The organism is ANME-2 cluster archaeon (assembly GCA_019429385.1).
GTDB lineage: Archaea > Halobacteriota > Methanosarcinia > Methanosarcinales > Methanocomedenaceae > Methanocomedens_B.
Window position 1 is genome coordinate 36788 of sequence record JAHYIS010000004.1, and the last position, 25888, is coordinate 62675.

Consider the following 25888-nt stretch of genomic DNA (forward strand, 5'->3'; position numbering starts at 1 on the left):
AAAAATTAAACACTATTTTATAATTTATTTTAAATATGTCTTCGAACTGCATTTATAATCAGGTCTTTGTCATTTCTTATCCCGTTGACCAATATCATTTTATGAAGAATTCCATAATTATCATCCTCGACTTTCCCAATAAGTTCAAACCCTATTTGTTTGTACATATTAATTAATCCTGGTCGGTCAAAAGCATATGCATAGATGAAATCAAATTCATGGTGAAACATATACATACATATTAATTTTAATAAAGTACTTGCGTATTTGTTACCTTTTTTTGTATTTGACGTTGCGATTATATCAAGAAAAAGGCCAGTATGACTATTAATGCCTTTTTCATAGAATTGGATAATAGAACAGATATCGGCTTTATCTTCTACAAGGTAAATCTTTGCATCAGTATGCTGCTGGTTCTTGAAAAAATCAGATAAGGAAATCTTATCAATACGGAAATCTCCACATTTGAATGACTTACTGCAATCTTCGTACAGTATTTTTCTTACAATACCTCGGGGGTAGGTCCTGATTGGATAATCGCTCCAGGGGAAATATACTCTGGTATCTTCTTCTGTCTCAAAAACGAAAATATTCGGAACAATCATTGAATTTTGTCTCATCAGTAATGATAATATCTTTATCTCAGCTGCACCAAGGCTAAGCAGTTTATTTACCACTTTTAAGACAGTTTTTCCGGAAATCACCGTGTCTTCACATATTAGTATATTCTTATCTCGAATGTCAGATAAGTTAGAATCAGGTATCGATACAGAACCGTTATTAATACTACAAGAAATTATTTTTTCAAATGTACCAATATTGTTGATTCTTTCAGCAACATGCATTCCACCAGTGTTTATTCCTAAAAGAATGTATGAATCAAAACCCTCTTTTTTTATTTTTTTATAAGCCTGCTGCAAGCTATTTTCTACATTGTTTTCATCAAAAAAAATCTCTCTCACTTAATTCACACCAAAAGCTCAGTCACAATGCCGGATATCGTGAGAAATATAAAGCAGGGAAGGACTTGCCATGGGTGATTCTTCAACGAGGTTTCCCCATTCATCTGCAAAACAATCTATACACATTTCACTTAACTGTGGATGTTCTTCACCAAGGGGCATATGACACATTTTGCATTCTGAAACCATTTATTACAACCTTCAATGTAGTATGACATTTCTGTTTACGAACTATTGAATTATCGTTTGTAATAATATATATGATTTATCATCATGAATTCCCTGTTTTCATGTATCAGGTATAATCTGATATTTTCTGGTAAATATGACGAAGGGAGGATTTTTCGAACACAGTATATGCGCAAATCAGCCATTAATCGAAAATGGTTTCGTTGCTTAACTTTTATATAATTTCGCCACACTATGTGTCGTTACGCATCAGGAAATGCAGCAAACACAAATAAATCAGATCATTATTTTTCATCTATGGGGCAAAAATCTATGAATCACAATTACAATCCCAAAAAAATCGAGTCGAAATGGCAAAAACGCTGGGAAGAATCAGGGATATTCACCGTCACCGAGGACACCTCAAAACCAAAGTACTACTGCCTTGAGATGTACCCGTACCCATCAGCAGCACTGCATATGGGTCACCTGCGCAACTATGCCATCGGGGACAGCATAGCCAGGTTTAAACGGATGCAGGGATTCAACGTGCTCTATCCCATGGGGTATGATGCCTTCGGGCTGCCGGCAGAAAATGCTGCCATCAAACAGAAAATCGACCCAGAGACCTGGACCCGCAGCAACATAAAAAACATAAAACGCCAGCAACAGGAGATGGGCCTGTCCTACGACTGGTCGCGTCAGATACAGAGCCTGGATGAGGATTATTATAAGTGGAACCAGTGGATATTCCTGAAATTATTTGAAAAAGGGCTAACGTACCGGGAGAACGCGCTGATAAACTGGTGTCCCGACTGCCGTACCGTGCTTGCTAACGAACAGGTCATTAATAACAGGTGCTGGCGCTGTTCAACCGTGGTGGAGCAGAAGGAATTGAAACAGTGGTTCTTCAAGATACGGGACTATGCGGATGAACTGCTGGATGGCCTGGAAGACCTGGACTGGCCAGAATCTGTCAAAATGATGCAGCGCAACTGGATAGGGCGCAGTGAAGGTACCATAATCAGGTTCACCATAGCCGATACAGGCGAGACCATCCCCATTTTCACTACGCGACCTGATACCGTATTCGGTGTTACCTTCATGGTATTCGCACCCGAGCACCCGAAGATAAAGGAATGGGTCGAGGGTACAAAATACCAGGCCGACTTTGAAGCATTCCTGGCCGAGGTCGCGCAGGAAGACAAGTTCCTGAGGATGTCTGCTGATAAGGATAAGAAAGGAATGTTCATCGGCAAGTACGCTATAAACCCGCTGACGGGGGATGAAATTCCTGTGTATGTCGGCAATTTCGTGATCTATGAATACGGTGCGGGAGCAGTAATGGCAGTACCAGCCCACGACCAGCGCGATTTCGAGTTTGCAAAGGTGCACGATATACCCATAAAGATAGTCATCCAGCCTCCTGACAGGGAACTCAACACCGATGAGATGGAAGAAGCCTATATTGACGACGGAGTACTGGTGAACAGCGGAGAATTTGACGGCACTGGCAACCGGGATGCCATCATCAGGATAAGTGAGAAATTACAGAGCCAGGGGTTGGGCGAGCGCACGGTCAATTACAAGCTCAGGAACTGGCTTATATCAAGGCAGCGCTACTGGGGTACTCCCATCCCCATCATCTACTGCAACGAATGCGGTACCGTACCTGTACCCATTGAAGACCTGCCTGTCAGGTTGCCTAAAGATGTAGAATTTACCGGTAGCGGCAACCCGCTGGAAACCTCAAGGAGTTTTTCCGTTGTTACCTGTCCCGGTTGTGGCGGGCCTGCCCGAAGGGAGACCGATACCATGGACACTTTTGTGGACTCATCCTGGTATTTCTTCAAATACTGCAGTCCTTGTACTGAAACCATGCCGTTTGAAAAGGAGGCAGCTTCCTACTGGATGCCGGTAGACCAGTATATCGGTGGTATAGAACATGCTATCCTGCACCTGTTATACGCCAGGTTCTTTACCAGGGCCATGCGGGATATCGGGCTGACTGAAGTAGACGAACCCTTTGCCAGGTTGCTATGCCAGGGTATGGTGAATAAAGAAACGCCCTACTGTGAGGTGTGCGGCAGGTTCCTGCCTCCCGGCGAATTCGAGGAACATTCATGCTGTACCTGCGGTAGCAAATACGCTATGAAGAGCGCAAAGATGTCAAAGAGCCTGGGCAACGTTGTTGACCCCCAGATATTAATGGACAAATACGGGGCTGATTCATCACGTTTTTTCATACTTTTCGGTTCAAATCCCGAACGAGAACTGGAATGGTCAGATTCGGGGATCGAGAGTGTGTATAAGTTCCTTGATAAGACATATCGCCTGCTGGTAGAACCGCCTTTTTCCCTGAAAAATGGCATTGATGCCAGGGACAGCTATATCCGATTCCTGACTCACATGACCATTAAGGAAGCAAACGAGGCCTTTGAGGAGCTCAAACTCAAGGATGTCCTCACAAATATACAGGCACTGGTTGACGGGATATCTGATTACAATCAGTCTGCGGTCAATGGTGAGATAGTTAACAATGCCAGAAGGGCTATTATGTTACTGTTAAGCCCGATAACGCCTCATCTTTGTGAGGAAGCCTGGGAATCTACCGGGAATGAAGGCCTCATCTGCCAGGCCAGATGGCCGAAATGTGATTATGCCGTGGTCAATGAATCAGAATCCTATAAGTGGAATATGCTTGCCGACCTGGGTGATGACGTAAAGGAGATACTCAAGGTGGCACATATCATATCTCCAGAAAAGATACAGATAATTGTTGCAGCCGGATGGAAGTTCGAGCTTGCAGCCCTTTTCAGGCAGGAGTTCGCCAGGACAAAGGACAGGGGGCAAATAATGAAAGCCCTGATGTCCACAGACCTGAAACGGTATGGGAAACAGGTCAATGTGATACTGGGTAAATACCTGGATGACCCTGCCCTGGCTCCATCTGTTGAAGTGGATGCACGGGTGGAATATGATTTCCTGAGAAGCGCCGCTTCTATCTTAACATCTCAGTTCAGTTGCGCAATCGAAATTTCCCGGGAAGAGGACTCAAAAGAGAAGAAAGCTGTAAGTGCTCTCCCGGGGAGACAATCTATTATAGTGGATTGAATATTTGTATGATTGCCATAAGTAGTTGGAAAAAAGCAGATAGAAATTGTTAGTTGTGTAATTACATGCCGGAATCACAAATCGAGTTTGAAGTTAAAGCGCCTATTGAATCAGTATGGAGTTTGATGGCTGACCCGGAAATGTCCACACACTGTATCCCAGGATTGCTGGAATGCGAGGTCACCGGCCCCAATACAAATCTCTGGATAATGGAATTCCAGATAGGACCATTGATAAAACGGGTCGAGATGAACAGTACGACCATAGAAGTTGACCCGCCGTACCGGGGAAAATGGGAAGGAAATGCCAAAGGTATTAAAATGAGCGGGGAAATTGAACTCAAGGAGAATACCAATTCCAGTACCATTGTTTTTTACAAATTAAGACTGGAACCTCAAAGCCTGTTCTTGCTGTCCATGATATCCTTTATTGAGCAAAAACTGGACAATGATGTGCGCCAGTATGCCGAGAATGTCAAGTACCATGTAGAAAAGGACAATTCGTTTGAGAAGAATACTGGTAATGTATAATTATATTAGATAGGTGGTTTGAACAATTTTGCTCAGAAAAGCCAGGGTTGGGGATGTTGCCCAGATCCGTCAGCTGATCAATGTTTATGCGCACCAGGAGGTCATGCTGCCTCGTGCCATCGGAGAGTTATATGAAAATATCCGGGACTTTTTTGTAATTGAAAAAGAAGACCTTATCGTCGCCTGTGGTGCGCTGCACGTGACCTGGGAAGAGTACGGTGAGATATTGTCACTGGCAGTGTCCACTACAGAGAAAAGAAAAGGACATGGTTCCAGGATACTTGAGGCATGTTTGAAGGAAGCTCAGGAACTCGGTATCAAGCATCTGGTCACATTGACGTATGCACAGGAGTTTTTTGAGCATCACGGGTTCAAGGTTGTGGATAAGTCTACACTTCCCCATAAATTATGGAGCATGTGTGTGAAATGTCCCCGTTTTCCTGAATGTGATGAAATTGCAATGATAAAAGAACTGGACTGAGTTCACTGGTATCCTTATCTCACCGGTATTCTTTGCAGTAACTATTATGTTCATTGCTGTTCATTGTGTTTTATGGACACTATGCCAGATTTTAACCCGGAAGATGCTGCAAAGAAGATCACCAATTTCATCAAAGCGTATGTGAAAAAATCCGGCACAAAGGGTGCTGTTATCGGACTTAGCGGAGGTATAGATTCTGCTGTTACCACGTACCTGGCTGTAAAAGCACTGGGCAGGCAAAATGTGCTTGCACTAATCATGCCTGAAAGAAGCCTGACACCTCCTGAAGATGTACTTGATGCCACTGATGTGGCAAATATCCTGAACATCGAATTTTCAGTAATGGATATATCTGAAACACTTAATTCATTCATCATCTCAATACCTGAATTTGTGGAGGATGACAGGATGTCAGCGGGTAACCTGAAAGCCAGAATCAGGATGTGTACCCTGTATTACTATGCAAACATGATGAACCGCATTGTGATAGGTACAGGCAACAGGACAGAACTGCTCCTGGGGTATTTTACTAAATACGGAGACGGTGGAGTGGATATTGAACCGATTGGAAACCTGTTCAAGTCGCAGGTCAGGAAACTGGCAGTTTACCTGGATGTACCCAAACACATCATAGACAAACCGCCTACTGCGGGACTGTGGCCCGGGCAGACAGATGAGAAGGATTTGGGCCTGACCTATGAAGAGATTGATAATGTACTGGTTGCACTGCTGGACCAAAAAGAATCTTTTGAATTCGTGGTGAACCGGTATGGAATAGATGAAAAGGTAATTTCAGGGATGCTTGCGCGGATCGAGCGAAATATTCACAAACGCCGGGTTGCTCCCACACCACCGAAATAGAAAAGATAATAAATAATGGGTGGCATAATCATCATCATTATGTCTGGAAAAACGCCGTTGTGGATATATTCAATTGTATTTTTATTACTGCTGTTCTTGTTACCTGTTTGTGCAGCTGAAATGACATACACGTTTGATGTTAACAAGGACGGTGGAGCATGGTATGTAATAGAATATCGTACGCTTCTGGATTCACAGGCAAGGGTGGATGAGTTCAACAGTTTCAAAGGTATGGTCGAAGGCAACACAACGTTTAAAACTGAATTTGAATCAAATATGCGCAATATTGTCTCACAGGCAGGGGTTGCCACATCAAGACCTATGACTGCAAGTGATTTTGATGTTTTGGTAAGTGTTCAGAACACGGCTACCGGTAATTACGGCATTGTGCGTTCTTCTTTTAAGTGGAGCCATCTGGCAGAGGTTTCCGGTTCTTCAATTAAACTGGGTGATGTGTTCTTTGGCGGGCAGTATATTTCCAATGACGATACTTTTATTGTGAAAATACCTGATGGGTATAAGCTCTCAGGGGCTACTCCTGAACCTGATGTCAGGCGTAAGGATGAACTGATATGGAACGGACCACGGACATTTAATTCGGGTGAACCCACGGTTACTTTTGCGAAAGGGACATCCTGGCTGGTTATAGCAGGGATTCTGGTCATACTAGGCGCCGGAGCATTTTTCATCTTAAAAAAAAAAGATTACACCGGTAGTAGCAATGCCAAACGGCCCGGTAAAGTGAGTAAAGCCGAACCATCCGGAACCACACAGTCTGAGCGCCCGGGGTCGTCCGGAAGTACGGGCATGGTTCCAGGTCTTGAATCCGATGAGGATATTATTATATCCATGCTCAAGGAACGTGGTGGTGCTATGATGCAGTCCAGTATTGTGAATAATAGTGGTTTTTCTAAATCAAAAACCAGTTCCCTGTTGAATAAGATGGCTGAGGATGGATTGATACAGCGGGTCAGGAAGGGAAGGGAGAATCTGGTCCGACTCGTCTGAATTATTGTATTTCATAGACAAAACTGTTCTGGCTGTGATAGTGTCTGGATTTTAGAATTTAATGGATGTATACAGCTTTTCTATTGGGAGTGATACATCAACTGTGGGGCAGTATGAATACAACAGAAGATTTGATCAGTATCATCAAAGAATCTTATCGAAGTAATAGTACTCATTTTAAAAATAATTTCGTCCCGTCTATTGAGGAAGGGATTCATGAAGGGGTCACAAAGGGAATTGAGAACGGGTAAAAGAAGGAATTCTGGATGGTCTCGATGAATGTTTTGATATGGGATTTTTAACAATCAAGCGTAAAGCTCCCAAGGAATTAACCGAGATACTATCCATGGTCGGTATTTCAAAATGAAAATACCGGAAATATTGATTTTGAATAAAAGTAAACAGCCGGACCTGCACCGGATTTATCCCCTCAGACTAAATTATTGGCAGTCCGGCTGGCTTCATTGTGGTTGGATTTAATTGTTCACGTTAACCTTTGAGTCCTATGAATTATCATCTGACGAATCGTCATCTTTTTCTTCATGGTCTTCTTTTGTGTCGTCACTGTAGTTTTTGTCATCGTTTTTGTATTCATCTTCATCACCTTCATCATCACTGTCATCGGATTCGTCTTCATCGTCTGATTCATCCTTATCGTCAGATTGATAGTGGTCAGATTCTTTTAGGTCATCCTTCAGCTCATCTACCAGGTCATCAGCCTGTTCTGCCAGTTCTTTTGCATTCTCATATTCACCGGCATCAAAAGCTGTTTGGGCTTGCGCAAGCAGATCTTTAATCTCATTCACTGTGCTGTTAACCGGAGTGACATTCATAGCGTTATACTTTTTTAGAGTTTTGTTCAGGTCGTTTTTCGTATCTCGTATTTCTTCGAGTGCCTTCTTTCGCTGTTTCTCTGTTATGCCCAGTCCATCCTTGATTTTGTCCTCGACCTCGTCACCGTCTTTTCCAGACTCTGTTTTGATCTTTATCTTGGTCTTACTCTTTTCGTTCTCAATCTCTATCTTGACTTCTCCGGTCTGGCCTTCAAGGCTTGCAAGAATGGAATTTATCATTTCCTGCTGTTGAGCAGTGATATTCCCTTTAACCTTGATATCGATTTTTAATCCGTCCTTTACTACCTTTATCTTATTACTGTGCTCATCGACCTTTTGCTTGACTTTGATCTCTTTTTCCAGCTTTTTCTCGGAATCGCCGTTCTCAATATTTTTCACATCTGTTTTGAGTTTGCGGAGAATTTCACCATGTCTGTCAGCAGCTTTTTTCATAGCTTTGACATCACCCTTCTCAGCCATTGCTTTTGCTTCAGCAAGGCGTTCCTCGGCAATCTCCAGTTGTTTTTCAATCTTGTCATCATGGTTCAGGGTCATGGCGAGTGCCAGGTTGTCGGTTGCAACATCCAGGAAATATAATACACTATCCGGTGTCGTACCCGGGTCAGTCAATGGGGTTTCATTCTCTTCTGCCATTGCCGGTACTGACAATAACATCAGCACCATGGCGATTATACTTACAATCCGTAATTTCATTATTAGTTCCTCCAAGGATTTTACTTGTATTGTTATTGGGTCATTTGTACCCGGATTTATTTAGTACTTTCATGTAACAGAGGGAAACCAGCCTGAAACAAGGTGAAACAAACAATAGCTGATACAAAACCGAAACAAAGTGCAGTAAGACAGAACAAGGGAAAACAACTAAAAGGAGATACAAATCCGGAGCGAGGTGAGGTAAGACACAACATGATGAAACAAACAAAAGGAGATACAAACCTGAAGCGAGGTGAGGTAAGACACAACATGATGAAACAAACAAAAGGAGATACAAACCTGAAGCGAGGTGAGGTAAGACACAACATGATGAAACAAACAAAACGGGATGCAAACCTTGAGTGAAGTAAGGTAAAGTAAAGTAAAGTAAATGAAGGAAAAAACGAATCGGGTTCTATTTGTTATTTATCAGCCAGATTCAAATCTTCCTGTTCTGTAACAAGGTGTATCTTGTTGGTATTACCCCATGCTTCCTTCCTGATAACGCCCCGCTTTTCCAGACTCTGTAACACCCTGCTCACTTTGACCTTGGAAAAACCGCTTCCCACCTGTATCTGCTTCTGCCACATTACATGGCCGTCAGCCTTTTCCAGCAGGTCAACGACCACCTTTTCATGTTCCACCAGTGCCGGGTAGCTCACTGTTACGGCCGTATCTTCCCGTCCCCTCTTTTTATAATAATTTCGATACCCTGCACCGAACAGGATCAACAATGACAGTGTTCCAATAAGCAACGGGATAGCAGAACCCGAGGCACTGGTGGGTTCCATCATGACAGATATCTCAAAAACACTGTCCACATTCCTCTGTTCCCAAAGCAGGATTATCCGTTGCCCGTCAGAATAGATAGATCCTGGTTCCGGGTGGATAAAAAAAGATACCTCTTTTTCATCAGGAATAATGTATCCAACAGGCAGTTTTAGAATATAGTTGAATTTTGAAGTATTGTATGATGGAATGAATTCTGAATTGTACATTACCTTGTCCTGAAGTTCAAAAATCGGGTAGTCAGTATGGTACGTTATAGTAATGAAATGTTTTTTTAAAGAGTTATCCGGAAGCTTGATTGTCAGCATTGAATATCCCTTCTTTTCATCCAGTACGTAGTTGCTCCTGTTCTCATCAATGAACACCTGAAGTCTTTCAGTTCTTGGAGGTAAGTTCAGGATAATTTCCTCTACAGTTCCCGACATGCTCAACAGGGCATTGATCTCATGGAATGAATCTTCCGGGTCCATCACAACGGTATGGGTATAGGTGTCAAAAATAACGTCCCCGGAAGCATGAACCGGGCCTGTAAGAAGTACAATAAGCGCGAAATAAAATAAGATATTGTATCTCATATAACTTGATTCATTATCATATGGGATACAATATAATGTTTCTGGCCATAATTACCTGTTATTTCAAAATGTCCCTGTACGGGTATTTTGACCTGGACCCTTCCGGGATATGGTCCAGGTTGATGAGGAACTGTGGATCCTGCATCATGCACAGATTCCTGCGTTCCTTGAAATCCTTCAGTGACCGAACCGTTTTCCATGCGCCTGACAGTCCATTTTCATCCAATATATTCCCGAACTCAAAGGGCATGTAAGGACATGCTTTTACTCCCCCATCCACGCAAACATGTGCCCAGCGCCTTCCTGCCATGCAGCCCAGCATCTCACCTTCAAAGAAGGAGTTTGCGAATACCCTGGGACCGGGGGCAGGCTGGTTGAGAGTACGGTGCATATCCAGTATCGTTTGCCTGTCCTCTTCTGATATCACCGGGTCACCGGGGCGTTTGGCCACGCTTTCCCAGATACTGAACTCGTGCACGCCCAGCTCTTTTGCCAGTTCGTACAGACCCGGGAGTTCATGCATGCGGTCCGGTGAGATGTGGGTGGTCATGGTAACCAGCAGTCCGGCATCCAGGCCCATCTTGATGGCATCAATGGCCCACGTATATGCACCTTCCAGCCGCCTGGTCCGGTCATGTTTGGCCGGATCCGTGCTGTAAATACTTATGAGCAGGTTATGAAGTCCTGCATCCCTGAGACGGGCTGCTTTTTCCGGCGTCATCTCTGTGCCCGGTGTGAATATATTGACGATGGCCTTATCCTTGTCCACATACTCAACCAGTTCGAAGATATCATCCCGCAACATAGGGTCACCTTCGGTGAAGGTGATAATAAATGCGCCCATGTCCAGTGCCTGGTCGATGATACCTTTTATCTGGTCAGTGGTCATCTCGCCAGTTCCCTCGCTGACCGTGCAGTGCTCACAGTTGCACTTGCACTCCCTGGTTATCTCGATAGATACGGTTTCAGGTACGTACTTTCCCAGTGCGCAGCTCACTTCAGCCCGTATCAGCCTGTTGAACACCTTACCCGGTATGGGCGGGAGCCAGGTGGATGCGATGAGCGAATCTTCATCGACCCGGGCAGGTTTCTCTTCCCGCAGCCGTTCATTGATGCGGTTCAGGGCGGGGCCGCAGGCTATGCTCAAAGGTCCTGTGGCCGTGAGCCGCATACCTCCGGCAGTTTCCATGTCTACGCTCAGGCCGGGTATTGTGAGTACATTGATATTTTCATGTTCCATGTTGTTGAACTAATATGTTGAAGGAACAATAATCTTTGTGTCTTCATGTTGTCTAAAATTTTCCAGGTCTGGAGATGGAAAAGAGATTTGTATCAGCATTGCCAATAAATCCATTCTGTCTGATTGACTCGATCATAAAAAGGTATCATGTATGTACTACGAAAATATCCTCCCTTCGGCCCGATTAGCTCGAGTATACAAAGTTATACTTTATGTACTATGAAAAAACTGATGTAGGATGTTTATAAATGCATACGAAATAGTGCTGGTGGATTATCATGACCACAGATATTAAAACAAAAGTCGCAATTGCAAAAAGTGCTTCAATTCCTCTTGCCGGCCTGCCAGGGCATGTGAAGGACATGGCTCTAAAAGCAATGGCATCGTCATTAGATTTGAACCGGGATAGTATAATCGCTGCCAACAAACAGGACGTGGAAGCTGCTGAAAAACTTGCCGGGGAAGGAAAGCTCTCACAGGCTCTTGTGAACAGGCTTAAAGTTGATTCTATCAAAATACAGGAAATGATAAACGGCATCAATGATGTAATTACTTTCGCGGACCCTGTCGGGAAAACACTGTCTGCTCTTGAACTGGATAAAGGTCTTGAACTATTTCAGGTAAGCTGTCCAATCGGCCTGATAGGGGTTATCTTTGAATCGCGCCCCGATGTCATCCCACAGATAATGTCGCTGTGCCTCAAAAGCGGAAATGCCACCATTTTCAAAGGCGGAAGCGAAGCAGCCCGTTCCAATAGAACGATATTTGACGTGCTGGTGAAGGCTATTGAAAGCATCGAAGAGATGCCCAAAGGAGCATTTGCCCTTATGGAAACAAGGGAAGAGGTACATCAGATCCTGAAACTTGACGGTTACCTGAGCCTTCTCATTCCCAGAGGCTCCAACGAGTTCGTGAAGTATATCCAGGACAATACACGGATCCCGGTACTGGGTCATGCTGATGGTATCTGCCATGTATATGTGGACAACGAAGCAGACATCTCAAAAGCGTATGATGTATGTTATGATTCAAAGGTACAGTACCCTGCAGTCTGCAATGCTATGGAAACCCTTCTTGTGCACAGGGATATCGCACAGGTATTCCTGCCTGAAATGGCGAGGAGATTCAATGATGCCGGAGTTGAACTTCGCTGTTGTGACCGTTCATTCGAACTCCTGAAGGGGTTGGGATTTTTCAAAGCTGTGCTGCATGCTACTGAAACGGACTGGAGCACTGAGTATAATGACCTGGTCCTTTCTATCAAAGTCGTGGATTCACTGGATGATGCCATCCACCATATTAACAGGTACGGGTCACACCACACTGATGCAATAATAACTGAGAAGGGCAAGAATGCTGAAACATTCATGGAACGCGTGGATTCATCAAGCGTAATGTGGAATGCTTCCACCCGTTTTGCAGATGGTTTCAGGTACGGGAAAGGTGCAGAGGTGGGTATCAGTACGAACAAGATACATGCGCGAGGACCGGTAGGAATGGAAGGATTGTTGATCTATAAATATATCCTTATAGGGAACGGGGACAGGGTAGCGGACTATACCGGGAAGAATGCCAGGAAGTTCACCCACCAAAAATTGAATACCGGTCTTGCTGATACAATGAAGGGAAAGAGATGATATGACATCTATTGACAGAGCGGACCTTTTCAGGGACATTAACAGGATAGTTATTAAGATAGGCACTTCATCCCTGTCCAATGAGGACGGCAGTTTCAATACACAGTTGACCGAGAACATTGCATCGCAGGTGGCAAAACTCCAGGAACAGGGAAAAACCGTTATCATTGTAAGTTCCGGAGCCATCGGGATAGGGGTTGACCTGCTTAAATTGAAAACGCGTCCGCGGGAAATTCCCATTCGGCAGGCAGCCGCCGCAGTCGGGCAAAATGTCCTTATGCGGGAATGGCGCACAGCGTTTGAAAAATTCGGTATTAATGTTGCCCAGATGCTCCTGACCTATGAAAATTTCTCGAACAGGTTGACCTACCTGAACCTCCGCAACAGTATTAACGAACTCCTGGAGTTTGGCGTGGTCCCCATCATAAATGAGAATGACCCTGTCTGTGTCCACGAGATAGAAGCAACGTTCGGTGACAATGACAAACTGTCTGCAATGGTGGCAAGCAAGGTTGAAGCGGGACTTTTGATAATGCTGTCGGATATTGATGGGCTGTATGATAAGAATCCCAAAAAGAACGGGAATGCAAAACTCATCAGTACCATTGAAAAGATAACTCCTGAAATTGAGAAATGTGCCGGTAGTCCTACAAGCATGAAAGGCGTCGGCGGGATGAGGACCAAGATCGAAGCTGCCAGGATTGCCTGCATGGCTGGCTGTCATATGGTGATAGCGAACAGTAATGAGGAAAATGCTATCCAGAGAATTATAGCTGGTGGGGAGATAGGGACCTTGTTCCTTGCCCCGAACGGCAAATACCGGAACAGGACGCGCTGGATCATCCTGTCAAGAGCGGCTGGAAAGCTCATTGTGGATACAGGCGCACAAAATGCCATTCAACAGAAAAGAGGGTTGTTACCATCTGGTATCCTTGAGGTGTCCGGGATTTTTGACAGGGGTGATATCATCGAGATCGAATGCGATGGGACGGTATTTGCAAAGGGTATTACTGATTATACCTCCCAGGAGCTTGGCAGGATAAAGGGAAAGCATTCTGGTGCCATCGAGGAAGTGCTTGGATACAAGAATTATGATGAGGTAATTCGAAAAACGAATCTGGGATTATTATAAGCCACATACCTTAATGACTTTCGTTTTTTCTTGATTAGTTATCGTACTTTACTCTCGTTTCTCTTTTCTTGAATAGTTAGAGCCCTGACGCTGGAGTGTCCTTAAGCCATCCGGACACCAACAAATATTTGCCTGTCCACGTATTCAGCCCGACGGGCTGTATACGTTTGCGGCTCGCTACTGGCCTGAGTAGGAGTAATAGCATGGGCCCACGGCGATTTGAACGCCGGACCTCACGGTTATCAGCCGTGCGCACCACCTGGCTATGCTATGGGCCCTTGGTAAAATTGGTTGCTGCGTGGTGCTTGCAACGACTTTTCTGATGTCCGGCTTTGTATTTTAATGTTTTGATTGAAGAGGAACAATAAATTATTTACCCTCGATGGCAACCCGCAGTACTGCTGCAGTATTCTCTTGTCAAGTATCAGGTATGGATCATATATTGTGTATATGGCGTAATTTGGATTTTTACACAGATATATACATTTATATTTCATTACGGTAATGCTTTGTCCTATCAAAGTGATGACCAAAGATGGCATAGTATCTGCCAAAATGGTATACAATCATGGAAATTTGTAATGAGGAGATATGTTTGGGTTCTAAAATGAAACAACAGAAATCAAAACGATCGAAAGCAGAAGCGCAGAAGGTTCGATCAAATTCCTTTTTTAGCAACAATGAAATGTTACTTTTTATAAGGAAGAATTCAGGTTCCATCTCATTCTCATTGATACTTCTGCTAGCAATTATCCTACGATTGTATCATCTCGGTCATGAATCAATTTGGATGGATGAAGCCTTTAGTATCAATATGGCCTCCAATAGCATATCTCACATCATAGAAACGTACGGGAACGATGTCCATCCTCCCTTTTATTATGTACTATTGCATTTCGTAATGCTGTTTGGCAATTCAGAATTCATGGTCAGGATGCCATCTGCCATATTCGGTATACTTACTATTCCTTTACTATATATAACGGGTAAAAAATTCTTTACCTTTAGAGAAGGATTGATAAGTGCATTCCTCCTGTCGATTTCATATTATCATATTTATTATTCCCAGGAAGCGCGAATGTATACACTACTTACATTTTCTTTTCTAGCTTCATTTTATTGTTTCTATCGGGCATGTGAGCATAAAAATAATCTTATCTTTTTTATTGGTTATATTTTATTTACATTAATGAGCATTTATACCCATTATTTTGGTTTTTTTATTCTGCCTATCACGATATTGTACATTCTCACATCAAAGGTTTTATTTAAAAAAATTACCCTTGATATAAAAAGCCTGCACAGAATGTTACTCAGTTGTATCGTTATCACGGTATCAGTAATCCCTCTTGTTCTTATTTTTTTTAATCAGATCAACAATAAAGTAGGAGGGGAAGTGGCCTGGGGTACCAGTCCGGCTAATCTGTTCATAAAATTATTAGTACGTTTCAGTACCCTTGCCCCCTCTACCTCCCTCTTGTTTTCATTATTATTTGTTCTTGGTGCCTTGATATCTTTGAAAAATAACAAGAACCAATTCATCCTCATGGGAATATGGTTCGCACTTCCTATTGTAGTAAGTTATTATCTGGCCTCCATAATGCCTTTTGAGACCAGATATCTGATCATCTTATTACCTGCTTTCCTTCTCTTTATTGCAAGGGGGATTACTGGTACGACAGAATATCTGTTCCCTATAAGGCAGGAAAAAAGAATAAAGTCCACTACAGGGAACGTAGAGAACAATCGAAATGTCTTTATTATTCTTATCCTGCTTTTGTTTAGCTTGGTAAGCTATGGCCCCCTCCATGAATACTATTCCGACAACCTGAAACCTGACTGGAGAGATGCAGCATCGTTCCTTGAACACAACACAAATGATGGAGATGTTGTAATTCCACTTCCGGGTTCTGAAACTGGTGCCATGGCATATTATTATGACAATTCTTCGTATGGGACATATATTGAGGTCATACCAGGCACCATTGATGCACTGGAAGATATCATCGCAACCAACAGGACCTATACGGTATGGATTGTCATGTCAACAGATATCCAGGTAGTCGACCCTGGAGGTGAAGTAGTGAGATGGCTCGTGAATAATGCAAATCTGGAAAAAACCGATCCTATGATCTTGATATTCTCTGCATAAGGTAATGATTTAAAGAGAAAGGTCGAAAACCACAGAATATTTCACAATAATTTGAAGTGTTTAAAAACGAACTACAGAAAATAGTATAAGCTGCGGTCTATACCGCAGCCCTGATATATTTCCAGAAAAATTACGAACCCTGTTTATTGAGTTTATTGTTTTCCTTCGATGGCAGTCAGCAGCACCGCAGCGGCAATACCAAGTCTTCTGTCAAGCAAGTTGCCGGTATCAGGGGAAAAATCCAGGTTGATCTTCATCACAAATGGATTAAAATTCTGCTTGAATGTACACACCAGTGAATCCCCCATATATCCATGATATGTTTGGGGGATGATGCTTGTTATAAACCGCCTGAACAGGGCAAAGAATGTGCTGTCTTCCTTTATACGGCCAATCTCCTGGTCACTGGCATCCATGAGAATCCACTCGTCTTTCATTATGGATTTGAAACCTTTCCGCTTTAATACACCCACTTTCTCATTTGTCGTGGGGTCCGACACATCGTATGCTGCTGAAAAATCCAGGATCTTCCTGGCCTGGATGACCAGGACCTCTTCCTGCATGTCTTCACCGGTATACACACGAATATCTTCCTTCATCTTGAAGGCTTTCAACTTTGAATAGAAAACAACATTTCCGGCAGGGTCATAGATATGAAATGCTGCACCGAATAGTTTCAGTATTTTCCGGCGGACGAGGTATGTTGAGTGTTCAAATCGTTCTGTCATTTTTCATCACCTATTATTTTTCAGAATGAAGTCTCCTGACAATATCTGAAAATGGATCGTAGCAGGAACATAGTGTATAATGTTCCTCTTCTAAAATAAATATATTTCTGTTGAATGTGATAGTTATAAAGTCCAGCACGTGTTGATCTAATATATGCTCTAACATGCCCTACTTGAACAGTGCTTCAACTTCAGAAACAATTTCCAATCTTGTGAAGACAATTACCATATCCCCCGGATGAATATGGGTATCACCATCAGGAACAATAATAGTATCCCCGTGTACCACCGTGCTTACGATAGCGCCTTTCGGGAATTTGACATTTTTCAGTGGTGTCTTAACGATCTTTGAACCTTCTTTGGCAGTCAGTTCAAGTATTTCTGCTTTTTCACCTTCAATTGAGGTTATGGATTGAATACCCGTTTTGCGCAGTGTGGTCTTGAGCACCTCATTGACCGTAGCTTCCCTGGAACTCATTGCCACATCCACACCTACCATCTCGAACAACTGGGTATATTCTGTCCTTTCAACACGGGCCATTACCTTTTTCGCACCCAATTGCCTGGCAAGCAGGGAGCACAGCAAGTTCTTTTCATCGCTATTCGTAACTGATACCACTGCATCCATACCCGGAACATTTACTTCGCTCAGAATATTTATATTAGTACCGTCACCGTTTATGACCGTGGTATTGGGAAGTGATTCAGCGACCATCTCACATCGTTTCAGGTCCTTCTCCACCAGCGTAATATTAAAGTTCTTTTTCCGCATGAGTTCAATCAGGTAAAAACCAACAGTACCGCCCCCCACTATCAGTACCTTATTGCTCTGGTTACTGACCTCGAACCATTTCCTGATATCCTGGATGGCTTCTTCCCTGCCAATTATCACCACCCTGTCACCAGAGTGGATGATGTCGTTCCCGCCCGGAATGATAACATCAGTATCCCTGAAAATTGCGGATATCATGCTGCACTGCGGAAATTCAATGTCTTTGAGCGCCTTATCCACCAGTACGTTCCCATTTTCCACTTTGAACTCGATCATCTTGACAAGTCCGCTGACAAAGTCCTGGACATCAACAGCAGAAGGTACTGACAATATCTGGTACATTTCATAAGCAAGGGAAAGTTCAGGACATATCATGATGTTCATGCCGACATTTTCACGCATTGTCACAGGTTCATCGATATAATCAGGGTTACTTACCATAGCAATGGTCTTGGTCCCGTTTCTGGTCAGCAGTTTGGCAGCCATGCAAGCCACGATATTGAGTTCGTCGTGACCGGTCACTGCTACTACCAGGTCTGATGTTTCAATCTTTGCTTTTTTTAATACCTTTACATTGGCACCATTACCCTGGATGACCTGTACATCAAGGTCCTGTGCCTGCTGCATGGCCTCCTCTTCCTTTTCGATAATAACTACTTCATGGTCATGATAAAGTGCTTTCGCAAGATGATAACCAACATCACCGGCACCAATGATTATTATATGCAAATAGGTCACCTAAACGTATCGTGGAATAATCAGTAAATTAATAAGAAGCCTAAAATACTCATACTATGTTAAAAGCTTATCCATTTCGAAATTCTCAATGGTATTCCCAAATGAATGGTGATACCCCCAAATTCTATTGAAAATGGAGGATATTCTGCTGTCCTGTACCTTTTTCTTCCGGTTGGTCCATAGTATCCGGCTTCTGTTCAACATGAATCCCAAGCTGCCTGAGGGTATTTTTGGCAATCTTGGGACCCAGTATTTTTTCCAGTTTATCGAACCCTGCATTGCGAATGGCATCCAGGTCATGATATCCCGCATTGAACAGTTTCCTTGCCCGAACGCGCCCGATATCCCTGAGCTTGATAATGGGCAGCAGTTCCTTTGCAGCCCCATACGAAATACGCTCTACCAGTTCCTGCGCAAGCCCGGTATATTCGCTGCCAAGGTAACCAGCTATGCGCGCTAACGAGTGCATCAGCCACCGGGCAGTATCGGCCTGAGCCCTGATATCGCCGGGACCGATATTGAACCTTGATGTGATATCATCCTCCCCTGTTTCAGATATCCAGTCCCGTAATACCAGTGCAGTTTTCACATCTGACAGGAACCATTCATAATCCCTGCTCTCCTGCCCTGCCAGTTGCACGAACTCATCACAGTGTTCTGATACTTTATCGTTCAGCCATCCATAATCCCCTGACCTGAGGAATAGTGAATGCATATCAGGTGTGCTGGATATAAGGTGCAGCATGGTAAGGTCAGTGGTTCTTACAGCAGCAAGACGCCCGAGCCCATCCAGCATGATACTTGCAGATAGCGGGTCGATATACAGTTTCGAGACCAGTTCTCCCAGTTCGGTAGGGAACAGCTCCTCGTTATCCAGCAGCATCCTGTTCTCATCGAGAAAACCTATAACCTCATCCACCACTGCAGCAAGTTTCCAGGTCTCCTGCTGATGGGCATAGAATGTAAGGCCCAGGAAATCCATCAGTTCATCCCTGCTGCCCACAAGCCTGGTGGATACGGCCGAGAGTATGTGGGTGCGCAGGGCATTTTCCGAACCCAGTTTCGACCATATGTCCTCTGCATCACTGAGGATATACTGGTCCTTGAGTTCCTGCAGTTCTTCAAATGACTTTGCTATCAGTACCGATTCCCCGTACGGGTCCAGTTGTGGTCTTCCTGCCCGTCCTGCCATCTGCTTGTATTCCAGCACAGGTATCGGTACCATCCCGTAGTTGGGGTCATACCGTCTGTATCCCCGGATTATTACCCGCCTGGCAGGCAGGTTCAGTCCTGCTGCAAGGGTGGGGGTACTGGATAGGACTTTTATCAAATTGTTCCTGAAACCCGCCTCGACAAGTTTCCTCTGCTCAGATGTCAGTCCTGCATGATGGAATGCCGCCCCGCCTCTGATACACCTGTTCAGTCTGGTTGCTGTTTCGGTTTCGCCGGTACCTGATACACTCTCAGCCAGGTCGTTCAGTTCAGAAAGAGTTTTAGCATCATGTTTTTTTGCCAGCACCTGCCCCAACCGCCTGGCACTTGCTTCAGCATTGCGGCGGCTGCTCTCAAAGACAAGACATTGCCCGCCTTCCTGCAAGGTATCTGATACCAGGTCCACCAACTCGTCCCCATACGGTGACTCCACAGCACGCTGGCCTTGTATGAAATTGATAGCACTGCCGAAGAATACACCTTCCCGCAGATCTACCGGACGCCAGTCACTCTCCACCAGCTCTGCATCCAGCCACTCAGCCATATCCTTTGAATTGCCAACCGTGGCTGACAACCCTATGACCTGGGCATCCGGGTTCGTCTGCATTAGTCTTGCTATTGTCACTTCAAGCGTGGGCCCCCTGTCAACAGAATCCAGCAGATGTATCTCGTCAACCACAATTACCGTGAGCTCCTTAATCCAGGATGCACCGTTGCGTATCAGTGAATCGGTCTTCTCGGAGGTTGCTACGATGATATCCTTTTTCCCTAACCATTCGTCCCTGGAATCCAGGTCACCTGATGATATTCCTGCTTCCACGCCCAGAACATGGAATTCCCTGAACCGTTCATATTTCTCTGACGCCAGGGCTCGCAGGGGGACGATATACAGGCATTTACCCCCTTTCATGACCGAGGTCAGCATTGCCAGCTCTGCAAGCATGGTCTTACCCGAAGCTGTGGGTACGGCAGCCAGGATGTTCTTCCCGTCCAGCAGTCCCGCTTCGATGGCAGCAACCTGGGGAGGATAGAGTTCGGTTATTCCTGAGTCGATATAGAATGATGATAATGTACCGGGAATGTTCATTTCAGAGATTTTCATGGACAGTGCATCTTAAAAGTTTAAATAGGTATAAAGACATTTTGCAGTCCGACAATAACAATCTGGTTTTTACTATTATTAAAGGTGATACTAATGTACTCGGAACGAATCAATAACCTGCCCCCCTATCTTTTTGCAGCCATAGATAAAGCAAAGTCCAGGGTCCGTGAAAAAGGCGTCGATGTGATCGACCTTGGTGTTGGCGACCCCGATATGCCCACACCTGGTAATATTGTCGAGGCTCTTTGCCGTTCTGCCAAAAACCCCGACAGGCAAAAATATCCTTCATATATTGGTATGCTGTCCTTCAGGCAAGCCGCAGCAAAGTGGTACAGGGAACACCTCGGTGTTGAACTGGACCCTGTCTCCCAGGTGCTGGCACTTATCGGCTCAAAAGAAGGCATCGCCCATATCCCCCTGGCCTTTTTGAATCCTGGCGATGTGGCACTCATACCAGACCCCGCCTATCCTGTTTATAAGATAGGTACGCTGTTTGCGGACGGTAAGCCATATATCATGCCCTTGCTGGAAGAAAACGACTTTTTACCAGACCTCGATGCAATTCCCCGGGATGTAGCAAAACAGGCAAAACTTATGTTCCTGAATTATCCCAACAATCCTACATCTGCCATTGCACCTGAACATTTCTATGAAGAGGTCGTAGAATTCGCAAAAGAGAATGATGTAATCGTTATTCTCGATAATGCGTACAGTGAAATGACATTTGACGGTTACAAGGCACCCAGTTTCCTGAAGGTCGATGGTGCTATGGACGTGGGTATTGAGCTGCATTCCCTTTCAAAGACCTATAATATGACAGGCTGGAGGATTGGATTTGCCGTGGGGAATGCAGATATCCTGGATGGTCTGGGTAAGGTCAAGACCAATGTAGATTCAGGCGCCTTTGAGGCCGTGCAGGAAGCAGGTATCGAGGCTATGCTCGGGCCCCAGCATTTTATCCGTGACATGAACAAGATATATACCCAGCGGCGGGATGCCCTGATGGTAGGGCTCAAGGATCTGGGTATTGATTTCCGGCCACCCAAGGCTACATTCTATGTGTGGGCACCTGTACCTGAAGGACACGATTCCATGGGATTTGCAAAAATACTGCTTGAGGAGGCAGGTATCGTAGCCACTCCGGGTGTTGGATTTGGCGATTATGGTGAAGGATATGTCCGTTTCGCCCTGACCAGGTCTGTGGAGCGTATCAATGAAGCTGTAAGCCGCATGGGAAAATTGAAAATCTGAAACGGTTCATATAGTATATAAGCTTCAAAGAACATCAGTTATACAGAAAGTTAAATAAGACGTTACATACAATAAATATTAGGGGTTTGTTATGACAACCGAACGTAAGACTATGGAAAGAGTACCTTCAGGTATTCAGGGCTATGACGAGATGATAAAGGGTGGTTATTTCAAAGGTACCGTCAACATCATATCAGGAGAATCCGGCACCGGCAAAACAGTATTTGGCTCCCAGTTCCTGTACGAAGGTGTAAAGAAAGGCGAAAAATGTTTATGCATTGTTACTTCAGAGGCCTCAGAATCATTAAAAAGGGAAATGAACTCTTCATTTGGCTGGGATCTATGGGAACTCGAAAAATCAGGTTCGATCATTTTTGTTGATATAACTGACCCGGGATTAAGATTACAAAAAACTGTTGATATGGCACCGATGGAACTGATAAAAAGTTTTAAGAAACTTTTGTCCCGCAAAGTTGAAGAGGTCAAACCTGACAGGATATTTATTGATTCTATTGAAGCTCTGTTTTTGGCAATTGATTCACATTACAAGTTAAAAACGCTGGTGGACGACCTGTTCGGCGAGCTCAGGACATTTGATATCACAACCCTGGTCACGGTTGGGACAACCTTCGAAGTGGAGTCAATAGTGGAGTACGGTGCTGATTCAGTAACCCGTTTGGGCAGGGTTGTTTCAGGAAACAATCTTCAGCGTTCTATTTACGTGGCCAAGTTCCGCGGTTCAGGTACGATAAATGAGATTCGTGTCCTCAACATTTCTGATAATGGTATCAAAGTGCTTGACCAATCACCATATACTTCAACGATGTAGCATAAATTGATACTATTTATGGGAACCACATTAATTTGGTCCAAATTACAAATGTGGCATCCCATTTTTCATTAGTTTTATATAGAAATGAGAATGTATAAACAATTATATCTTTACAATTAAAAGAACCACATGGAGAAATCCGTAAATTCAGTGGTTTTTTCTTATTTGGATTAGAGGTGTTATACTGAGTATTTACAAGAAAAATCAACCCGCTGAAGGTGAAGTCGTTAGAGTCAGGGTTCCCCGTAAGCAGGATAGAGAGATCCTGGGGACCGTTGAAAGCATGCTGGGGGCAAATAAAGTGCGTGTACGGTGCATGGACGGTGTAATGCGGCTTGGAAGGATACCTGGCAAGATGAAGAAACGGACATGGATTAGACCGGGCGATATTATCATTGTTGTACCATGGGAGTTCCAGAATGAGAAAGCAGATGTGATGTGGAGATATACTGGTCCACAGGCTGATTGGCTGGAAAGACGTGGATATCTGAAAGGATAATCCAATATGAAGGACTTTGACAGTGCGGTTTCTGAAAAAGTGTACAAAATTGATAAAAAAGTAGATGATTTTCGAAAACGGATAAAAGATTCCGAGGATTTAAAACTTAAGGATGAGGTTTTCGATACTTCTACGCTTATGTCACTATATAAACTTTCATCCAGAGGTTATCTGGATGCGCTTGGGGGTACTATAAGTACAGGGAAAGAAGCGAATATTTTTCATGCGATTAGAATGCAGGACAATAAAGAGCAGGAACTTGCAATTAAGATATATCGCATCAATAACAGCAATTTTAAAGCCATGCAGGATTATCTGATAGGTGATGTCAGGTTCAGGAACATAAGGCACACGAAAAAAGATATCGTTCTGGCCTGGACCAGAAAGGAATTTCGTAACCTTACCCGGGCACTTGAGTGTGGCCTGAATGTACCAAAACCTATTATTACGGAACGTAATATACTAATTATGGAGTTCAAGGGAACAGATAATATTCCTTATCAACAGCTTCGTGAATTTCATTTAACGAAGGAACAAGCGACCCGTATCTGTAGTGAAGTGAGCGATTTCATGCGTCGGTTGTTTTGCGATGCACAACTGGTCCACAGCGATCTGAGTGAATATAATATCCTGCTTGAACCCGAATCTTTGACCCCGGTCTTCATTGACATGGGGCAGTCTGTAACTCTTGACCATCTCAATGCCAGGGATTTCCTATTGCGGGATATCACTAATATGGCTCACTTTTTTGCCAGGTATGGGGTTGAAATGGATGTGGAAAGTACCCTGGAAATGATTGTAAAGTCCAGGATAGACCATCAGTAATATGTGCTATTAGTTATATTATGGGGGAAGTTATGTTAGAGAATAAAATGACCACTTATGTAAAGGTACCCATGGAAAGGATCGCTGTAATTATCGGACCCGATGGAAACACTAAAGCACTTATTGAGCAAAAATCCACTGCCACTCTAAAAATTGATAGCCAGACTGGCAGCATTGAGATAACTGACCCGAGCGACCCAATACTGGCAATGAGGGCTGCGGAGGTTATCAAATCTATAGGGAGAGGTTTTAGCCCTGATAAAGTGCTCCGCCTTTTTGACGATGACATGCTTACTGTTGAGATAATGGACCTGAGCCATATAGCCACAACTGCCAAGGAATTGCAGCGCATAAAGGGGCGTATTATTGGTAAAGGTGGTAAATCAAGGGAGATATTCGAGAACCTGACAGGCTGCAAAATTTCAGTGATGGGTAAGACCGTGAGCATTCTCGGACATCTGGACCAGATACTTGTAGCACGCACAGGTATCGAGATGCTGGTAAATGGCTCTCCTCATGGACCGGTATTCTCTTTTCTGGAAAAGAAACGCAGGGAATTAAAAGAAAACAGATGGGAATAGTAATATTTTTAATTCTATTACCATCTGTACAATGCCGGTACTTTAAACCGGGAATACTAATTTTTCAACTGCCACATATTTCAGTATGGTCAGTGCCGAATTTCCAGGATATATCAGGATTTTGTCTGCCCGATATGCATTAAGGATCACTCTGACCGAATAGCCACCATATCCTCCGAGAAGTTGATCGCTGTAATGATCTATCCAGGCCTTGAGTATCTTGGCTGCAACGGTTGATGGATTATCGTTCATAATTATATGCGACGGGGGATACTCGGATTGCACAATCCATTTATACATGTCATCCACGTAAATTTCATTACCGGTTTCGTATAAGATGTAACTGTCAGTTGACAGGGCTTTTAGCGTGTCCACATCAATGATTATCATCCGGTCCAGTCGACCATAATCATTCTCGGCTTTTTCAAAGAACTGTTTCCTATTCGATAATGCGCCAAGTTCAGTGATTTCAATGATCTCGGATTGTCGTACATCTTTGTGGTAAACACTGGCTGCTTTTGGCACATCCTTGTATACTACTACGATGAGGTAATCCGTGTCATCCCTGAGATCCTCCATACCACTTGTCCAGGCATACAAACTTCCACCAATGACCAGTGCAATAATTAGAAAAACTGCAAGGAATGACCGTCTCATTTTTTTCACAAATTTATTCGATTGTTTTTTCTCCACTTCTCTAATGATCACCACTTCCTTTTGCACTTCTTTTGGCGGGGTGGGTTCAGGTTTAGGTTTTGGTTTCAGCTTTGGAATGAAACTCGATTTGGTTTTTGCTTCAGACTTCAGGTTTGGTTTATTTTCGGAAGTCGTTTCGGTCGTATCATACCCAGAAAAATCGTCTTCCAGATTACCTTCAGTATCAGGACTTGATTTCTTCGCACCTGACGTAAGTGGTTTTCTATCAGATCCAGACGTTCCAGGCATATCTTCGGCTGCCTGTAAAGTCTCTTCATCCTTTTCGTTCATAATTATCCCTCATATTGACAATAGTATTTTTCAAATACAAATCAGTATATAGTTATCCTTTTTCATACTTTATCAAGTTTTCCTCACTATAAAGAAACAAATACAAAGTAAGAATCTGCTCGCTCAGGTCGCTGTTACTTGAGTATATTTCGTATACTAAAGAAT

Annotated in this window: 22 protein-coding genes and 1 tRNA gene; 14 read left to right on the plus strand and 9 right to left on the minus strand. The window is 43.7% G+C overall.

What is annotated here, in order from left to right; all coding sequences use genetic code 11:
* Positions 1–29: 29 nt before the first annotated feature.
* Positions 30–962: a phosphoribosyltransferase gene (locus tag K0A89_02575; GenBank protein MBW6517372.1), complete on the minus strand. Its 933-nt coding sequence runs from the start codon at positions 960–962 to the stop codon at positions 30–32.
* A 501-nt stretch (positions 963–1463) separates the two neighbouring features.
* Here K0A89_02575 and leuS point away from each other — a divergent pair.
* The 5 genes from leuS to K0A89_02600 all read left to right on the plus strand — a co-directional run bounded on the left by leuS (position 1464) and on the right by K0A89_02600 (position 7124).
* Positions 1464–4244 carry a leucine--tRNA ligase gene (leuS, locus tag K0A89_02580; protein ID MBW6517373.1) on the plus strand — a complete coding sequence of 927 codons (2781 nt, stop codon included), beginning with the start codon at positions 1464–1466 and terminating at the stop codon, positions 4242–4244.
* A 65-nt stretch (positions 4245–4309) separates the two neighbouring features.
* The gene (locus K0A89_02585; GenBank protein ID MBW6517374.1) at positions 4310–4774 is read left to right on the plus strand and encodes an SRPBCC family protein; all 465 of its coding nucleotides are present in this window, start codon (positions 4310–4312) and stop codon (positions 4772–4774) included.
* A gap of 28 nt (positions 4775–4802) precedes the next feature.
* Positions 4803–5255: an N-acetyltransferase gene (locus K0A89_02590; GenBank protein ID MBW6517375.1), complete on the plus strand. Its 453-nt coding sequence runs from the start codon at positions 4803–4805 to the stop codon at positions 5253–5255.
* 81 nt (positions 5256–5336) lie between these two features.
* Positions 5337–6116: an NAD+ synthase gene (locus K0A89_02595; protein ID MBW6517376.1), complete on the plus strand. Its 780-nt coding sequence runs from the start codon at positions 5337–5339 to the stop codon at positions 6114–6116.
* Between the two features lie 39 nt (positions 6117–6155).
* Entirely contained in the window at positions 6156–7124 is a 969-nt protein-coding gene (locus tag K0A89_02600; GenBank protein MBW6517377.1) for an LPXTG cell wall anchor domain-containing protein, read from the plus strand.
* A 503-nt stretch (positions 7125–7627) separates the two neighbouring features.
* Here the strand turns inward: K0A89_02600 and K0A89_02605 are convergent.
* Entirely contained in the window at positions 7628–8671 is a 1044-nt protein-coding gene (locus tag K0A89_02605; GenBank protein ID MBW6517378.1) for a hypothetical protein, read from the minus strand.
* A gap of 102 nt (positions 8672–8773) precedes the next feature.
* Between K0A89_02605 and K0A89_02610 the strand changes: the two genes are divergently transcribed.
* Positions 8774–9037 carry a hypothetical protein gene (locus K0A89_02610; protein MBW6517379.1) on the plus strand — a complete coding sequence of 88 codons (264 nt, stop codon included), beginning with the start codon at positions 8774–8776 and terminating at the stop codon, positions 9035–9037.
* Between the two features lie 56 nt (positions 9038–9093).
* Here the strand turns inward: K0A89_02610 and K0A89_02615 are convergent, their stop codons facing one another.
* Both K0A89_02615 and K0A89_02620 read right to left on the minus strand, forming a co-directional pair.
* Positions 9094–10035 (minus strand): hypothetical protein, encoded by a 942-nt coding sequence (locus K0A89_02615; protein MBW6517380.1) that lies wholly within the window; start codon positions 10033–10035, stop codon positions 9094–9096.
* 58 nt (positions 10036–10093) lie between these two features.
* The gene (locus tag K0A89_02620; GenBank protein MBW6517381.1) at positions 10094–11275 is read right to left on the minus strand and encodes a radical SAM protein; all 1182 of its coding nucleotides are present in this window, start codon (positions 11273–11275) and stop codon (positions 10094–10096) included.
* 278 nt (positions 11276–11553) lie between these two features.
* On the opposite strand from K0A89_02620, the gene K0A89_02625 reads away from it, so the two are divergent.
* Together K0A89_02625 and proB are read left to right on the plus strand one after the other, a co-directional pair.
* Entirely contained in the window at positions 11554–12912 is a 1359-nt protein-coding gene (locus K0A89_02625; GenBank protein ID MBW6517382.1) for a glutamate-5-semialdehyde dehydrogenase, read from the plus strand.
* A gap of 1 nt (position 12913) precedes the next feature.
* Positions 12914–14044 (plus strand): glutamate 5-kinase, encoded by a 1131-nt coding sequence (gene proB, locus K0A89_02630; protein MBW6517383.1) that lies wholly within the window; start codon positions 12914–12916, stop codon positions 14042–14044.
* Positions 14045–14248: 204 nt separating this feature from the next.
* Here the strand turns inward: proB and K0A89_02635 are convergent.
* Positions 14249–14322, minus strand: a tRNA-Ile gene (locus K0A89_02635).
* A gap of 512 nt (positions 14323–14834) precedes the next feature.
* Here K0A89_02635 and K0A89_02640 point away from each other — a divergent pair.
* Positions 14835–16196, plus strand: a complete 1362-nt coding sequence (locus K0A89_02640) for a glycosyltransferase family 39 protein (protein ID MBW6517384.1) — start codon at positions 14835–14837, stop codon at positions 16194–16196.
* Between the two features lie 152 nt (positions 16197–16348).
* On the opposite strand, the gene K0A89_02645 is transcribed toward K0A89_02640, so the two are convergent.
* The 3 genes from K0A89_02645 to K0A89_02655 form a co-directional block, all read right to left on the minus strand.
* Positions 16349–16924, minus strand: coding sequence for a hypothetical protein (locus K0A89_02645; protein ID MBW6517385.1), 576 nt, complete (start codon positions 16922–16924; stop codon positions 16349–16351).
* Positions 16925–17093: 169 nt separating this feature from the next.
* The gene (gene trkA, locus K0A89_02650; protein MBW6517386.1) at positions 17094–18425 is read right to left on the minus strand and encodes a Trk system potassium transporter TrkA; all 1332 of its coding nucleotides are present in this window, start codon (positions 18423–18425) and stop codon (positions 17094–17096) included.
* Positions 18426–18558: 133 nt separating this feature from the next.
* The gene (locus tag K0A89_02655; protein ID MBW6517387.1) at positions 18559–20748 is read right to left on the minus strand and encodes an ATP-dependent DNA helicase; all 2190 of its coding nucleotides are present in this window, start codon (positions 20746–20748) and stop codon (positions 18559–18561) included.
* Between the two features lie 93 nt (positions 20749–20841).
* On the opposite strand from K0A89_02655, the gene K0A89_02660 reads away from it, so the two are divergent.
* The 5 genes from K0A89_02660 to K0A89_02680 all read left to right on the plus strand — a co-directional run bounded on the left by K0A89_02660 (position 20842) and on the right by K0A89_02680 (position 24736).
* Positions 20842–21999, plus strand: coding sequence for an LL-diaminopimelate aminotransferase (locus K0A89_02660; protein MBW6517388.1), 1158 nt, complete (start codon positions 20842–20844; stop codon positions 21997–21999).
* A gap of 91 nt (positions 22000–22090) precedes the next feature.
* The gene (locus K0A89_02665) at positions 22091–22828 is read left to right on the plus strand and encodes an AAA family ATPase (GenBank protein ID MBW6517389.1); all 738 of its coding nucleotides are present in this window, start codon (positions 22091–22093) and stop codon (positions 22826–22828) included.
* A 184-nt stretch (positions 22829–23012) separates the two neighbouring features.
* Complete coding sequence (eif1A, locus tag K0A89_02670; GenBank protein MBW6517390.1) at positions 23013–23330, plus strand: translation initiation factor eIF-1A; 318 nt, start codon at positions 23013–23015, stop codon at positions 23328–23330.
* 6 nt (positions 23331–23336) lie between these two features.
* Complete coding sequence (locus K0A89_02675; GenBank protein MBW6517391.1) at positions 23337–24155, plus strand: serine protein kinase RIO; 819 nt, start codon at positions 23337–23339, stop codon at positions 24153–24155.
* 47 nt (positions 24156–24202) lie between these two features.
* Positions 24203–24736: a KH domain-containing protein gene (locus K0A89_02680; GenBank protein MBW6517392.1), complete on the plus strand. Its 534-nt coding sequence runs from the start codon at positions 24203–24205 to the stop codon at positions 24734–24736.
* A 42-nt stretch (positions 24737–24778) separates the two neighbouring features.
* Here K0A89_02680 and K0A89_02685 read toward each other — a convergent pair whose 3' ends face one another.
* The gene (locus K0A89_02685) at positions 24779–25723 is read right to left on the minus strand and encodes a hypothetical protein (protein ID MBW6517393.1); all 945 of its coding nucleotides are present in this window, start codon (positions 25721–25723) and stop codon (positions 24779–24781) included.
* Between the last annotated feature and the right edge of the window lie 165 nt (positions 25724–25888).

Coding starts and splice junctions, on each gene's coding strand:
- K0A89_02620 (MBW6517381.1), bottom strand. CDS start 11,275: ATGGAACATGAAAATATCAATGTACTCACAATACCCGGCCTGAGCGTA.
- K0A89_02685 (MBW6517393.1), bottom strand. CDS start 25,723: ATGAACGAAAAGGATGAAGAGACTTTACAGGCAGCCGAAGATATGCCT.
- proB (MBW6517383.1), top strand. CDS start 12,914: ATGACATCTATTGACAGAGCGGACCTTTTCAGGGACATTAACAGGATA.
- K0A89_02585 (MBW6517374.1), top strand. CDS start 4,310: ATGCCGGAATCACAAATCGAGTTTGAAGTTAAAGCGCCTATTGAATCA.
- K0A89_02625 (MBW6517382.1), top strand. CDS start 11,554: ATGACCACAGATATTAAAACAAAAGTCGCAATTGCAAAAAGTGCTTCA.
- K0A89_02655 (MBW6517387.1), bottom strand. CDS start 20,748: ATGAAAATCTCTGAAATGAACATTCCCGGTACATTATCATCATTCTAT.
- K0A89_02675 (MBW6517391.1), top strand. CDS start 23,337: ATGAAGGACTTTGACAGTGCGGTTTCTGAAAAAGTGTACAAAATTGAT.
- K0A89_02640 (MBW6517384.1), top strand. CDS start 14,835: ATGGATGAAGCCTTTAGTATCAATATGGCCTCCAATAGCATATCTCAC.
- K0A89_02595 (MBW6517376.1), top strand. CDS start 5,337: ATGCCAGATTTTAACCCGGAAGATGCTGCAAAGAAGATCACCAATTTC.
- K0A89_02645 (MBW6517385.1), bottom strand. CDS start 16,924: ATGACAGAACGATTTGAACACTCAACATACCTCGTCCGCCGGAAAATA.
- K0A89_02665 (MBW6517389.1), top strand. CDS start 22,091: ATGACAACCGAACGTAAGACTATGGAAAGAGTACCTTCAGGTATTCAG.
- K0A89_02600 (MBW6517377.1), top strand. CDS start 6,156: ATGTCTGGAAAAACGCCGTTGTGGATATATTCAATTGTATTTTTATTA.
- K0A89_02615 (MBW6517380.1), bottom strand. CDS start 10,035: ATGAGATACAATATCTTATTTTATTTCGCGCTTATTGTACTTCTTACA.
- K0A89_02660 (MBW6517388.1), top strand. CDS start 20,842: ATGTACTCGGAACGAATCAATAACCTGCCCCCCTATCTTTTTGCAGCC.
- leuS (MBW6517373.1), top strand. CDS start 1,464: ATGAATCACAATTACAATCCCAAAAAAATCGAGTCGAAATGGCAAAAA.
- K0A89_02680 (MBW6517392.1), top strand. CDS start 24,203: ATGACCACTTATGTAAAGGTACCCATGGAAAGGATCGCTGTAATTATC.
- K0A89_02605 (MBW6517378.1), bottom strand. CDS start 8,671: ATGAAATTACGGATTGTAAGTATAATCGCCATGGTGCTGATGTTATTG.